Annotated in this window: 9 protein-coding genes; 5 read left to right on the forward strand and 4 right to left on the reverse strand. The window is 67.1% G+C overall.

The annotated features are described in order from the left end of the window. Positions 1–88: 88 nt before the first annotated feature. The 4 genes from DB354_RS11785 to DB354_RS11800 all read left to right on the forward strand — a co-directional run bounded on the left by DB354_RS11785 (position 89) and on the right by DB354_RS11800 (position 5198). On the forward strand, positions 89–1390 hold the full coding sequence (locus DB354_RS11785; protein WP_107835821.1) for an SMP-30/gluconolactonase/LRE family protein: 1302 nt from the start codon (positions 89–91) through the stop codon (positions 1388–1390). 196 nt (positions 1391–1586) lie between these two features. Beyond that, positions 1587–2354 (forward strand): DUF4097 family beta strand repeat-containing protein, encoded by a 768-nt coding sequence (locus DB354_RS11790; protein ID WP_146180205.1) that lies wholly within the window; start codon positions 1587–1589, stop codon positions 2352–2354. Between the two features lie 333 nt (positions 2355–2687). Next, positions 2688–4175: a B12-binding domain-containing radical SAM protein gene (locus DB354_RS11795; RefSeq protein WP_107835823.1), complete on the forward strand. Its 1488-nt coding sequence runs from the start codon at positions 2688–2690 to the stop codon at positions 4173–4175. Positions 4176–4751: 576 nt separating this feature from the next. Then, positions 4752–5198, forward strand: coding sequence for a DUF3788 family protein (locus tag DB354_RS11800; RefSeq protein ID WP_107835824.1), 447 nt, complete (start codon positions 4752–4754; stop codon positions 5196–5198). 160 nt (positions 5199–5358) lie between these two features. Here the strand turns inward: DB354_RS11800 and DB354_RS11805 are convergent, their stop codons facing one another. From DB354_RS11805 to DB354_RS11815, 3 genes are all read right to left on the reverse strand, one after another. Further along, positions 5359–6891 (reverse strand): HAMP domain-containing sensor histidine kinase, encoded by a 1533-nt coding sequence (locus DB354_RS11805; RefSeq protein WP_107835825.1) that lies wholly within the window; start codon positions 6889–6891, stop codon positions 5359–5361. Between the two features lie 190 nt (positions 6892–7081). Continuing rightward, positions 7082–7507, reverse strand: coding sequence for an OsmC family protein (locus tag DB354_RS11810; RefSeq protein WP_107836057.1), 426 nt, complete (start codon positions 7505–7507; stop codon positions 7082–7084). 189 nt (positions 7508–7696) lie between these two features. After that, entirely contained in the window at positions 7697–9103 is a 1407-nt protein-coding gene (locus DB354_RS11815; protein ID WP_146180207.1) for a glycoside hydrolase family 88 protein, read from the reverse strand. A 412-nt stretch (positions 9104–9515) separates the two neighbouring features. Between DB354_RS11815 and DB354_RS11825 the strand changes: the two genes are divergently transcribed. Then, the gene (locus tag DB354_RS11825; RefSeq protein WP_233256624.1) at positions 9516–13091 is read left to right on the forward strand and encodes a pyruvate carboxylase; all 3576 of its coding nucleotides are present in this window, start codon (positions 9516–9518) and stop codon (positions 13089–13091) included. A gap of 280 nt (positions 13092–13371) precedes the next feature. Here the strand turns inward: DB354_RS11825 and DB354_RS11830 are convergent, their stop codons facing one another. Next, complete coding sequence (locus tag DB354_RS11830; RefSeq protein ID WP_107835826.1) at positions 13372–14247, reverse strand: aldo/keto reductase; 876 nt, start codon at positions 14245–14247, stop codon at positions 13372–13374. Positions 14248–14611: the final 364 nt, after the last annotated feature.

Raw genomic sequence — 14611 nt, forward strand, 5'->3', positions numbered from 1 at the left:
CCTCACTCGATACTTCACTCACGCCGCCTCACTTTCCGCCGCCTCCTCACCAATCCGCCTCCGATCCACTTTCACTTTCACTCTCCCCATGCCCCGGCTCTCGCTCGCCTTCGCGTTCTTCGCTGTCCTCGTCGCGCCGCTGTTCGGCGCGACCTCCGAACCGGTGCCGGGGCTCGTCACCCCATGGGAGATCTCCGCACCCGTGCGGCTCAACCCGATCGAGCCGGAGCGCTGCCCAAGCGCCAAGGCCCTTGGCTCCGCCGACTGGAAGCCCGCGGCCCCGGATACCCTCGGCGTGATCGACATCGCTGCGCTCCACCCCAATCCACCCGCTGGCGCGACGCGGATCTACGCGCGCACGACGTTGCCAGCGACCGAGGCCGGCCCGCGTGCCTTCACCTTCGGTTATCGCGGCGACCTCGCCGTGTACCTCAACCGGCAATTGGTGTTTCACGGCCACAGCCACGCCCCAACGGGCGCCCCTTGGACCGCCGACACCACGATCTCCCTGCCGCTCTCCGCCGGCTCGAACGACCTGCTGGTCGTCGCGACCCGCGGCGCCGACGGCTGGGCCTTCAGCGTCCGCGACCGCGATGCAGTCTTCCTGCACGCCGGCGTCACGCGCGCCTGGGAGTTGCCTGACCTCGGTGGCCTCGAATCGGTCGCCTTCGACGCGAAACGCAACGTCCTCTTTGCCTCCAACTATGCCGGCAATGCGCTCGCCCGGCTCAACCTCGACGGTCGCGACGTCAATCTCACCTGGATGTCGGGCTTTCGCCGCCCCACCGGCGTCAAGGTCGCCCAGGACCGGCTCTACGTCATCGACCGCTCCGGGCTTTCCGTGATCGATCCAGAGTCCGCGCAGGTCCTCTCCCGCACCCCCATCGAGGGCGCCGGTTTCGCCAACGACCTGGTCGTCCACCCAAGCGGTGTCGTCTACGTCACCGACTCCGCCCGCGGCACGCTTTACCGGCTTGAATCCGGCAAGGCTGAGCTGTGGCTCGCCGATCCGCGCCTTGCCCAGTGCAACGGCCTCGCCCTCGATGGCGAACGCCTCCTCGTAGGCGTGAGCAGCAGCGGCACGATCCAACGCGTCGACCTCGCCACGCGGCAGATTGCGACCGTCGCCACGATCGGGCCGGGCGTGATCATGGACGGCCTCGTCGGCGACGGACGCGAGGGTTGGTTGTTCTCCGACTATTTCGGCCGCGTGTACCGCGCCAACGCAAAGGGCGAGACGACTCTGCTCATCGACGGTCGGGGCCCCCAGCGCTTCTGCGCCGACTTCGAATTCATTCCTTCCCTCAGCTTGCTCGTCATCCCATCCCTCCACGAACAGCGCCTCACCGCCTACCGGCTCGCTCCTCCCGCCCTCGGCGCCACTCGATAAGACACTGTGTCGCCGGAAGCCGCCCCAAGCGATTATGCGCAAGCCACTAGGCTTCTGAGGTTTAAACCACCCACCCCATTGATCGCGCAATTCGGGCGCCGCTTGCGCGCCGGAATTGCGCGATTTCTGTAACTTTCCTGCCCCGCACCGGGTTTTGTTCACGTCCACGGCATTTGCCGTGGCCAATTCTCCACTCATGAACCTGCGCTACCTTCCGTTCTTCACCGTGCTGTTCTTTGGCGCGGCCCATCTCGAGGCCGATGCTTACCCGTACAAACAGTCGATCAACGAGACGCACCCGTTCCAGGCCGACGGCACCCTGTCGCTGCACAACGTGAACGGCGAAGTCACCGTCCGTACCTGGGATCGGAATGAGATCCAGATCACCGGCGAGCGGAGCGCAAAGACCGAGGAGGAACTCGCCCTGATCGAGCTCAAGATCGATCCCCGCCCGGAGCGCGTCGCCATCGACGTGAAGCTGCCGAAGCGCAAGAAGGGCTGGTTTGGCGGCGGCGAGATCCGCGCCAACGTTGAGTTCACCATCACCGTTCCCGTCGGCGCCCGGCTCGACGCCGTCTCCACCGTCAACGGCACCGTCAACATCCAGGGCGTTCGCGGCCGCGTTCACGCCAGCACCGTCAACGGTGCCGTAAAGGCAGTCGACATCGCCGGCGACGTCTCGCTCTCCACCGTCAACGGCGGCATCAACGCCCAACTCGCCGCCCTCCAGGCCGACGGCGAGGTCGAAGCCGAATGCGTCAATGGCGGCGTCACCCTCAAGCTCCCCGCCAACGCCAGTGCGAAGATCGACGCCTCGGTCGTGAACGGCGGCATCGACTGCGACTTCCCCGTCCAGGTGAATGGCAAGATCGGAGGCCGGCGCCTCAACGGCGTCATCGGCGACGGCGCCACGAAGGTCAAAGCGCGCACCGTCAACGGCGGCGTGCGCATCGAGCGTTCCTGAGCGCGACGCCAAGGCTCCCTGCTAACCCCGATTAGCTTCTTTCAAACCGGCGCCGCGGCGTCGGTTTTTTTGCGCCGCGCCGCGGGAGCCCGGCCTCCGGCGGCGTTAAGGCTGGTGGTCATGAGCCACTCTGCCCCCCGTCGCGACTTTCTCCTGCAGCCGTTTTCGTGAAACGAAAACGGTCCGGTATAAGAGACACAAGCCGAGCCGGCCAAAATATGCGGTGCCTTTTCCCTGTGATGTTCGGACGTCCGCCCTAAATTGGCGGTCTCCAATCTGGTTGCGCGGCGACGGTTTCCCGGCCCGCGCCTCCCCTGGAGGTACATCCACCGCATGAACGTCCTGCTCCTTTATCCCGAATTTCCAGCCACCTTCTGGAGCTTCAAGCACGCGCTTAAGTTTATCCGCAAGAAGGCCTCCCTGCCCCCCCTGGGTCTCCTGACCGTCGCCGCCATGCTGCCCCGCTCCTGGCGCCCGCGTCTCGTCGACCTCAACGTCCGGACCCTCCGTGATCGCGACCTGGCTTGGGCTGACGTCGTCTTCATCAGCGCCATGATCGCGCAGCGTGAATCGGTCCAGGAGCTGATCGCCCGCTGCCGCGCCGCCGGCAAACGCATCGTCGCCGGTGGTCCCCTCTTCACTAGCGCCCACGCCGACTACCCCGACGTCGACCACTTCGTCCTCAACGAGGCCGAGATCACGCTCCCCGGCTTTCTGGCCGATTTCGAGGCCGGCACCGCCCAGCGCCTTTACAGCACCACGCGCTTCGCCGACGTGCGGCAGTCCCCCGTGCCGCGTTGGGAACTGGCCGACGTCAACCGCTACGGCTCCATGGCGCTTCAGTTCTCGCGCGGCTGCCCGTTCGACTGCGAGTTCTGCGACGTCACCGCAAAGTTCGGACACGCGCCGCGGACGAAATCATCCACCCAGGTCATCGCCGAGCTGGATGCCCTCCGCTCGGCCGGCTGGCGCGGCCCGGTCTTCTTCGTCGATGACAACCTCATCGGCAACAAGCGCGCCCTCCGGGAAGACCTCCTGCCCGCGCTCATCAAGTGGCAGAGCCGTCACCCCCGCAGTGCCGGATTCCCTCTCTACACCGAAGCCTCCATCAACCTCGCCGACGACCCCGTGCTCATGCAGCAGATGGCGGACGCCGGCTTCGACACGGTGTTCATCGGGATTGAAACCCCGGACTCGGCCGCGCTCGCCGAGTGCAACAAGCGGCAGAACCAGGGGCGCGACCTCATCGAGGACGTGAAGCGCATCCAGCGCGCCGGTCTTCAGGTCCAGGGCGGCTTCATCGTCGGCTTCGACAACGACGCGCCGAGCATCTTCCACCGCCAGGTCGAGTTCATCCAGAGGAGCGGCATCGTCACCGCCATGGTCGGCCTCCTGAACGCCCTGCCCGACACCAAGCTCTACGCCCGCCTCCAACGCGAGGGGCGCCTCCTCGGCAAGACCTCCGGCAACAACGTCGACGGCACGATCAATTTCCTGCCGAAGATGCCCATGGACAAACTCGTCGAGGGGTACCGTGACATCCTGCGCCGGGTCTATTCACCCAAGCCCTACTACACGCGCGTGCGGACCTTCCTGCGCGAATACAAACGGCCGCGCATCGCCGCCCCGCTGAGCTGGCGTCACGGCTGGGCGCTCATGCTCGCCAGCCTCCGGCTCGGCGTCATTGGCCGCGAGCGCTGGCAATACTGGCGCCTGATGCTCTGGACGCTCACGCACCGGCCCGCGTTTCTGCAGCTCGCGGTCACCCTGGCCATCTACGGCCACCATTTCCGGAAGTGCTGCGACGCCATGCGTGCGTAGGCGTCGGCCCGAACCTCGTTTCGCGTCAGCTTCGCCGTCGCGCCTCTGGGCGCGGCGGCTTTTTTCGGCCCCGATCCAGCCTGCGGGGTTGTCAATGAGGTGCCTGCGTGCATCTTTGGGCCAGCGTCATCGACCTGCCCCACGCCGTTAGTCTGGTCGCCCCGACGAGCACTGACGCGCGCGGTTTACCCCACCCTTGCCTGCGATTCCCCCCTTCGCCTGACCCACCGCCAGAACCGTGTTTTCTGGACACGATTCCCCGATGCGAACGGCGTCTGTTCTCAGCCTGTTCCGCGGATGCCCATTCCTTCTCACTTCCGCCTCGGTGCGATGGCCCCGCTGCGTTTCGCTCTCGGATGCGCCCGGCCGCCGAATCTCTTCCCCGCCCAAAGGAGACCCCAAAATGAATAATCGACCCGCTGTGTCACAGTGCACCCCCACTGTCGCGGCGCACATTTGCGCCGGACCCCAAACCGCCGTGCAGGCCCCGCCTGTATTCAGTATCCGGATCGCGGCCCACGGCCGCGATATCACCCTCCCCGCCCACCCCGTTGATCCCGGAGAGGAGGCTGACGTATGAAAACCATCGATCTGGCCACCGAGGCCATGCCCGCGATCGCGTTCTCCGATCCCCAGAACGCCCCGACGAACGAAGCCATCGTTGAGATGGTCGGCGCCGAAGCCCACGCGGCCATTGCCGCCGTGAACCACTGGCTCGAAACCTCCCACCAGCACGTCACGCACGAGTGGAGATTCTCGCAGACGTCTGGCTGGTATGACATCGCCCTCATCAAGGAGCGCCGGATCTTCTATTTCATCCCGAAACCCGGCGGGTTCCTGCTGAACATCGTGCTCAGCGACCGCGCCATCGCCGCACTGCCCCATTGGCTCGACGATAAGCACATCACGCGCCTGGTGCGCGCGGCCAAACGGTACGCCGAAGGCACGGTGTTCTCCTTTGCCGCCCAAACCTTGGTCCCGGAGGTCGCCATCGCCCTCCTGAAGGCCAAAATCAGCCACTAGGCGCGTCGCCTTCCGCGCCCGCTGCGGCCGGACACGAAGCCTCATTTCCTCGCGCGCCCCCGGGTCCGTCCGGTTCCGGCGCGCCCGTGTCCGCGCCGCCGCCCAACCACGGTGCCTCCGCCCAGTGCGGCGGCACCGTCCCGGCCCGTCTCCCCAGGGCTCACCCGGGCACATTCTGCGGGCTCGTCGCCGCGCCCGGCAGTTCCAGCCAGAAGACGCTGCCCGCGACCCCATCGGAAATCACGCCGACCTGCCCCTCCATCTTCGTCACGGCCCGCCGCACCAGCGCCAACCCCATGCCCGCGCGGTCTCCGGTGCGGACCAGTTGCTCGAAGGGGTGAAAGATCCGCTCCTGAAAACGCGGCGCCACGCCGACGCCTTCATCCCGCAGCAGGTACCGCACGCTCGCCGGATGCTCGTGGCAGGAAATCGTGATGCGCGGTGCCTCGCCGTTGCGCGCAAACCGGCACGCGTTGGCCAGCAGCTCCCGAAAGACCTCCGCCAGGCCCGCCGGATCGGCGCGCGCTGGCGCCAGCGGGCCCTCGATCGTGATCGTCGCCTCGCTCCACTGTCGTCGGGTCTCCGCGGCCACGGCTTGAACCAGGGCGTCGACTTGCACCGGCCCGAGCTGGAACGGCCGGCGCGACAACTCTCCGTAACGCAGCATGGCCTGGGTAAGTGCGTCGATCCGACGGCACGCCCGGCCCGCGCGCTCCACATAGTCCCGCGCCATCGGCGACAGCTCCTCCGCATGCTCGTCCTGCAGCATGGCAAGGAATTCCCGGAGGTTGATGAGCGGCCCGCGCACGTCATGCGCGAGCGCCTGGGAAAACTCTTCGACCTCCTCCACGGTCTCGCTCAGCCGGCGCGTTCGACTCTTCACCAGCCACTCCAGCCGGGCTTCGGCACCATTCACCGTCAGGGCGTACGCCCACGTCACTCCGCCCAGTACCAGCATCACGCAGACGGCCAGCAGCGCCAATGCCGCCTCCGAGGTGTACCAGCCGGATCGCAACCCCGTCGCCACCGCGAGCGCGAGCACCAGCGGCGCGCCGAAGACCAGCGGCAGGAAGATGCGCGTCCGTCCGCTGCTCGAAATGTAGAACACCCGTACGAGGCTCGACTGCGGAAAGACCCCCAGCACGCCGAAACTGAGCAGCGCGGTGATCAATGCCGTCAGCGGGGAGATCCCACGGTGGCCATCGACGGAATAGAGCTCCCGCGCTCCAAACACGAAGGCCATGATGACGAACGTCGCTTCCGTGAGCCCCGCGAGCGCGACCACGTGCCCGATCCGAGTCGACGGCCCGCGACGCACCGCCACCAGCGCCAGCGCCGTCCCGAGCAGCGTTATGCCCAACGCCGCGTGAGGCGACACCGGTCCCACCCTGGCCAGCCAGGGCCGCACCCACTCATCCGCCGCGGTGCCCGCCAACGCCAGCGCGATCAGGATGCTCGCCCCGCCCAGCGCCACGCCCAGCGCGAGCACGAGGCTCAGGCCACGCCGGCGCGCCGTGGTCAGCAGCAACGCCCCCGTCGCCCCGCCCAGCAGGCCGATGGAGGTCGGCACCGGTTTCGGTGCGCCGCTCAACCACGGCTCGAGCGAAAGCACCTCCTGCGAAACCAGGGCCGCGACCACACCCAACGCGACCGCGGCGACGCCGGTGGCAATGACCAGATGCTGTGGTTTCATGCACGGAAACGTCGCGCCCCTCCTGGAATGACCAGACGACGGGCGATGTGAATCGGCGGAACCAAGGCGGATTGACGCTAGCAATGTTCGCCCGGATCGCCACCCGCCGCGCACGAATGTTCCCGCGCGACGCCGCTCGGCGGCGACTTCGCGCGGTTTTCAACCGAAACCGTAGCGCGGGCGCGCCTCGCTACCCGAGCTGCGCGTCCATCGAAATCTCCGCCTTCAGCAGCCGCGAGATGGGACAGCCGGCCTTGGCGCCAATCGCGATTTCCATGAAGCGCGAGACGGTGATCTCGGGTACCTTCGCCTTGGTATCGAGGTGCACGCGGCTGACCGTCCAGCCGTTTTGCGGATGGTTCTCCAGGGTGACGGTCGCGTGGGTGTCGATCGCCTCGGGAGTGAAACCCGCCTTTTGCAGTTCTGCGCACAGGGCCATGCTGAAGCAGCCGGCATGCGCGGCGCCGATCAGCTCCTCCGGATTTGTCCCGATGCCGTGCTCAAAACGCGTCCCGAAAGAGTACTGGGTTTCCTTCAGGACACCGCTATCGGTCGTGAGGCTGCCGTGGCCGGTTTTGAGGTCGCCGCGCCAGGAGGCGGAGGCTTTGCGTTTGATGGCGTGGAAGGAAGGAACGTGCGTTGGCATGGGTAATCGCCCGCACCGTAGCGACATTCCCGATTCGCGCAAATGCCGCGGCCAGGAGGGCGCCGGTGCGGGCCGACACCGCCGGCACGCCGGGCCCACGGACCCAAAAAAAGGCGGGCCGTTTTCGGCCCGCCTCGAAAGGGTGCAGATGCGTTGGCCTTACAGGCCGACGGCGCGGCCGAACATCACGGCCTCGTCGTTGATCAGCGCGCGATCAGTCTTCGCGAGCTTGATCATCTCGGCGCCCGCGAGGAGCACCGGGCCGTAGCCGTGCGGCGCCACCGGGCTGACCGGCCGCGAGCAGTAGAAGGCCGGGTCGAAACCCATGCCGGTGCCGACGCACACGTTCTCGACCTGTCCCTGGGCGTTGACCTGGGTCGAGACCGCATGCCAGGCGAGCACGGCCATCGGACCGTAGGCCAGGGGCTCGAGCCAGCCGCGGTTGATCGCGTGGGCGATGCAGTACGCGTAGATCGCGGTCGCCGAGGTCTCGAGGTACGAATCGTTGCGGTCGAGCAGCTGGTGCCAGCGGCCGTCCTTGTTCTGCAGGCGGGCCAGGCCGCGCGCGTGGGCGCGGAACAGCTCCAGCACGTCGGATCGGCCGGGATAGTTCTCCGGGAGGACGTCGAGCAGCTCGGACATCGCGAGCAGCGCCCAGCCGTTGGCCCGGCCCCAGCGGAACGCCGGGTGGTCGTTCATGCCCTGGATCCAGCCGTGCATCCAAAGCCCGAGCTCCCGATTGAACATCCGGGAGGCGAACTGGGTGATCTGCCGCACGCCTTCGTCGAGGTACTTCTTGTCGCCCGTCAGCCTGGCCATCTGGGACAGGCATGGGACGCTCATGTAGAGGTCGTCGAGCCAGACCGAATCCGGCAGCGGCCGGCTGCGCGAGAACGTGCCGTCCGCCAGGCGCTGCTGCTTGGTCATGATCCAGCCCACGTAGTTCTCAATGAGCGGCTCGATGGGGGCCTTCAGGCCGGCGCGCTGCGCCTTGATCATCGCGGCGCACATCGAACCCGAGTCGTCGAGCGTGCGCGGGTTGAGGACGGAGCGGAAGAGGTTGATGCCACCCCCGCGACCGGCCACCGGCCCGAGGTTTTCCTGGCCGGCCGCCTTGGCCAGCGCCCGGAAATACGGGGCCATTTCGGCGATGAAGCCGAGCCGCTCGTTCGTGTACTGGCGGAAGCGCTTGTCGCCGGTCGCCTCGGCGGCGAGCAGCATGCCCGAGTAGGTCACGCCCCACTCGTAGCCAATCACGTTGAACTCACCGCGTTCGAGGTTGGCCTTCGGGTTAACCCGCTTGAAATTCGTGATCTCCTCGCCGGTGTCCCGGTTCACCACCCGCATCGGCGTATTCGCCGCCAGATAGTCCCGCACGCGTACGAGCAGGGCGGTGATCTCATCGACTTGGGGCACCCCGTACGGAACGGAGTACACCGCCCGCGGGCGGGCGGCGCTGAACGCCGGGTTGATGATCCCGGGGCCGGAGACCGGGACCCGGGGGGCGGAGACGGACCGGGCGCGCGCAGACGCGCCAGCCGGCTTCACTTTTTTCTTCGTAGGCATGGACGGTTAAAGGGAAGTCTCGATGTACTTTACAGGCCTGACCGGTGCACGTCCGGCGCTTGCCGGATTGTCCGGCGCAACCTGCCCCGCGGTCCGCAGGGTGCCGCGCTCCGCCCACCGGCGGATCCGCACGACGCCCCCCTGCGGCTCTCCGGGAGCGATGTCATGGAGACATGACGGGGATGGGCGGAAGGCATCAGGAAGGGTGGTTTGCCGTGAGGATTATTCCGCGTCGGTTCGCGCCCAACCTGAAACATGGCGCCTGTTGGCGGACAGTCCGGCGATTTGCGGTCCCAGGGGAGCTTCACTCATTGCCTTCGCTCCCGGCTACGCCCGGTCCTAATTCCCGCGTCACCTGCAACTTCCCCCTTCCCCTCGGCCCAGCTTCACCCTTAATCCGGAACTCCCACCCATGTCCGCGAAGACCACTGTTCCCTCCGCGTCGTCCACCGTGCCCGGATCCTCCCCGGCCAGCCCCGCCTCCCTCCGGCCCGTCCGGAAACTGATGGCCGCCAACCGCAGCGAGATCGCCGTCCGCGTCTTTCGCGCCGGCACCGAGCTGAACCTCCGCACCGTCGCCATCTACGCCCAGGAAGACCGGCTCTGCATCCACCGGTACAAGGCCGACGAAGCGTACCAGGTCGGCCAGGGCAAGGGCCCCGTCGCTGCCTACCTCGACATTCCCAGCATCATCGGCGTCGCGCGCGAACATGGCGTCGACGCCATCCACCCGGGCTACGGCTTCCTCTCCGAGAACGCCGACTTTGCCCGCGCCTGCGAGGAGGCCGGCCTCGTGTTCGTCGGCCCGCGTTCCGAACTGCTCGACCTCATGGGCGACAAAACCGCTGCTCGCGCCCTCGCCCAGCGCATCGGCGTGCCCACGCTGCCGGGCACCGACGAACCCGTTTCCGACCGCGACGAGGCCCTGCGCATCGCCAAGTCCATCGGCTTCCCCCTCATCATCAAGGCCGCCTTCGGCGGCGGCGGCCGCGGCATGCGCGTCGTGCCCAAGGCCGCCGACCTGGCCGCCCTCCTCGACGAGGCCCAGGCCGAGGCCGGCCGCGCCTTCGGCAATCCCGCCGTCTTCCTCGAGAAGTACATCCCCCGCGCCAAGCACATCGAGGTCCAGATCCTCGGCGACAAACACGGCAACGTCCTCCACCTCCACGAGCGCGACTGCTCCGTCCAGCGCCGCCACCAGAAGGTCATCGAGGTCGCCCCGTCCTTCGGTCTCCCGCCCGAGGTCGTGCGCCAGCTCTGCGAGGCCGCCGCCCGCCTCGCCCGCGAGATCCGCTACGACAACGCCGGCACCGTCGAATTCCTCTACGACCTCGACCGCCACGAGTGGTTCTTCATCGAGATGAACCCGCGTATCCAAGTGGAGCACACGGTCACCGAGGAGATCACCGGCATCGACCTCGTCCGCGCCCAGATTCTCGTCGCCCAGGGCCACTCCCTCCACGGGCCCGAGATCGGACTGCCCGCCCAGGCCGACATCCCGCGCCACGGCTTTGCCATCCAGTGCCGCATCACCACCGAGGACCCGGAGAACCGCTTCATTCCCGACTACGGCCGCATCCTCGCCTACCGCTCGCCCGGCGGCTTCGGGCTCCGCCTCGACGGCGGCATGGGCTACGCCGGCGCCGTCATCACCCCGTTCTACGATTCGCTCCTGGTCAAAAGCATCACCAGCGCGCCGTCCTACGAGCTCGCCATCAAGCGCGCGCTCCGTGTCCTGAGCGAATTCCGTATCCGCGGCGTCAAGACGAACATCCCGTTCCTCGAGAACGTTCTCGCCCACCCCGCCTTCCGCAGCGGCCAGGCCACCACGACGCTCATCGACACCACGCCCGAGCTGTTCGCCTTCCGCCCGCGTCGCGACCGCGCCACCAAGCTGCTCGCCTTCATCGGCGACGTCGTCGTGAACGGCAACCCGCACGCCAAGGGCTACCGTCCCGACAAGCCGTTTCTCTACCCGCCCGTCCTCGACTACGACCGCACCGCCACCCCGCCCGCCGGCACCCGCCAGCGGCTGCTCGAGCTCGGCCCGCGCAAGTTCGCCGAATGGACCGCCCGCCAGCGCGCCCTGCTCGTCACCGACACCACCTGGCGCGACGCCCACCAGTCCCTCATGGCCACCCGCGTGCGCTCGTACGACATGCTCGCCGCGGCCGACGCCATCGCCCACCGCGTGCCCCAGCTCTTTTCCCTCGAGATGTGGGGCGGCGCCACGTTCGACACCGCCATGCGGTTCCTCAACGAGGACCCGTGGGAACGCCTCCGCCAGCTCCGCGCCCGCGTCCCCAACATCTGCTTCCAGATGCTGTTCCGCGGCGCCAACGCCGTCGGCTACACCAACTACCCCGACCACGTTGTCGCCGGCTTCGTCCGCCACGCCGCCGCCAGCGGCATGGACATCTTCCGCGTCTTCGACTCGCTCAACTACCTGCCGAATCTCCGCGTCGCCATGGAGGCGATCAACGAGACACACGCCGTGTGCGAGGCCGCCGTGTGCTACACCGGCGACATCCTCGACGACCGTCGGGACAAGTACTCGCTCAAGTACTACGTCCGCCTCGCCCGCGAACTCGAGCGGATGGGTGCCCACTTCCTCGCCATCAAGGACATGGCCGGCCTCTGCCGCCCCTACGCCGCCTATAAGCTCGTCAAGGCGCTCAAGGAGGAGGTCGGCCTCCCCATCCACTTCCACACGCACGACACCAGCGGCATCGCCGCCGCCAGCGTCCTGCGCGCCAGCGACGCCGGCGTCGATGTCGTCGATCTCGCCATCGCCTCGATGAGCGGCAGCACGTCACAGCCCAACCTCAACTCGATCGTCGCCGCCCTCCAGCACACCCCGCGCGACACCGGCCTCGACCTGGGCACGCTCAACCAGGCCTCCGACTATTGGGAGGCCGTCCGCGAGTTCTACCGGCCATTCGACACGGCGCCGAAAAGCGGCTCCGCCGAGGTCTACCTGCACGAGATGCCCGGCGGCCAGTACACCAACCTCAAGGAGCAGGCCAACGCCATGGGCGTCGCCCACCGCTGGCCCGAAATCGCCCGCACCTACGCCGAGGTCAACCAGCTGTTCGGCGACATCGTGAAGGTCACGCCGTCCTCCAAGGTCGTCGGCGACATGGCGCTCTTCCTCTTCACCCGCGGCATCAAACCCGCCGACGTCGTCAACCTCGAGCCCGGCGCCATGCCGTTCCCCGAAAGCGTCATCGACATGATGATGGGCGGCCTCGGCTGGCCCGCGGGCGGCTGGCCCGAGCCCGTCTGGCGCGTCATCCTCGGCGACGCCCGGCTCAAGGAGGCCCAGGCCCGCTACTCCGCCGCCACCCGCGCGAAGGCCGACCGCGCCGCCAAGCGCTCCCGCGCCGCGAGTCCCGCCGTGGAACTGGAACGGCTGCGGACCGAGCTAAGTGAGAAGCTCAAGCGGCCCGCGACCGACGACGACCTCTACTCGCACCTGATGTACCCGCAGGTCTTCGCGGACTTCCTCAAGCACCGCCAGGCCTTCGACAACGTCTCTGTCCTGCCCACGCCCGTGTTCTTCTACGGACTGAAGGAAGGCCAGGAGATTGCCGTCAGCATCGAGGAGGGCAAGGTCCTCATGATCCGGCTCGTCTCGATCGGCGCGCCCGACCAGGACGGCCGCCGCACCCTCAGCTACGAGCTCAACGGCATGGGCCGCGAAACGTTCGTCGTCGACCGCAGCGTCGCGCCGAAGACCAAGGCCCGCGCCAAGGCCGATCTCTCCGATTCCACCCAGGTCGCCGCCCCCATCCCCGGCCTCATCGCCCAGCTCCAGATCTCCGTCGGCTCCAAGGTCACGAAGGGCGACAAGCTTCTCATGATGGAAGCGATGAAGATGCAGAACACGGTCTACGCCCCCTGCTCCGGCGTCGTCTCCGAACTCTTCGTCGCTCTCGGCGACACCGTCGAAAGCAAGGACCTCTTGGCCCGCATCCGCCCAGCATGAAAAAAGGGAATGAGGGAGTGAGGGAGTGAGGGAATAAGGGGGCGGCACGCCCCCCCAACTCTTTCTCTTTCTCTTTCTCGTTCTCCCCATCCGTCTCACCGCCGACGTCCGGCCATCTATTCCAGCGATTAAGGGATCGAGGGCATCTAGGCTAGCGAGCCCCCGTCGTTCTCGTTCTCCCCATCGGTCTCACCGGCCTCCGGCCTTCCGTCATTCCAAACTCTGCATTCTCCATTCTGCATTCTCCATTCTCCATTAGCCGGCGCGTCACGCGCCGGCGTCAGAACGGCACGTTCATCGGATCAGCCCCTGTCCGCTGGTCGCGATCCAGTGCGTCGATCGCCGCCATCTCCTCCTCGCTGAGCACGAAGTCGAAGATGGCGGCATTCTCCGCCATCCGCTCCTGATGCTGCGTCTTCGGGATCGTCACGATTCCGCCCTGCACGTCCCAGCGCAGGATCACCTGCGCGATCGTCTTGCGGTGCCGCGCGGCAATCGCGGTCAGCGTCGGATCCTGCAGCACGGCCCCTCCGACCATGAGCGGACTCCACGCCTCCAGCTGGATCCCCTTTCCCCGACAATATTCGAGGAGCGGCCGGCTCTGCAGGTACGGGTGAAACTCGATCTGGTTCACGGCTGGTACGACCTCCGCCTCCGCCAGCAATTCCTCCAGGTGCGGCACCATGTGATTGCTCACGCCGATCGCCTTCACGCGGCCGGTCAGGAGCAGTTTCTCCACCGCCTTCCACGTCGCCACCACCTTGCCGCGAATCGGCCAGTGCACGAGATAAAGGTCCACGTAATCGAGCCCGAGCGCCCGCAGACTGGCCTCGAACGCCTCCGCCACCCGGCCCGTGCGGATATCGTCGTTCCACACCTTCGTGGTGACGAACAATTCCTCGCGCGGCACCCCGCTGGCCCGCACCGCCCGGCCTACTCCCCGCTCATTCCCGTAGATTGTCGCCGTGTCGATGCTGCGATACCCCAGGTCGATCGCGCTGCGCACCACGCGCTCCGTCGCCGCGTCGCCGCTGATCTGCCACACGCCGAGCCCGAGCCACGGAATCCCGCCGCCATGCGCGAGCGGCACCGTCGCCCGCAGGCCAAAGTTGGGTGACTTGAAGGTGGCCGTAAGTCTCCGCTGGGAAGATGGCATGCAGAAAGCCCGTTACGCCGGACCTCCCAATTCGCAAGGCGCGGAAACACTCAGCGCGGAGCACCCGCCGACGGGAAATCGAGCCTTGGCGGCCGCAAACCGGCCAAACAGGCCGCTCCGCCGCGATTTTGCCGATCGGGAATGAATACCGGAAATCCGGTAGTTTTTTTACGCGCCGTCAGGTCCGCCGGCTGTCTCACTCCAGCTGTCACTGGCAAATCTGAAGCTTGCCGGTGGCGAGTTAGGCATAGGGTATCCCAGCCGGACCACACAGGGGTGTGTGGTCCGGCTTATCTGTGAGGAAGGGAGTGAGGGAATGAGGGAATGAGGGAGTGAGTGGCGCCGGCTCCTCCTCCTCTCGTGG

It is taken from the genome of Opitutus sp. ER46 (assembly GCF_003054705.1).
GTDB lineage: Bacteria > Verrucomicrobiota > Verrucomicrobiia > Opitutales > Opitutaceae > ER46.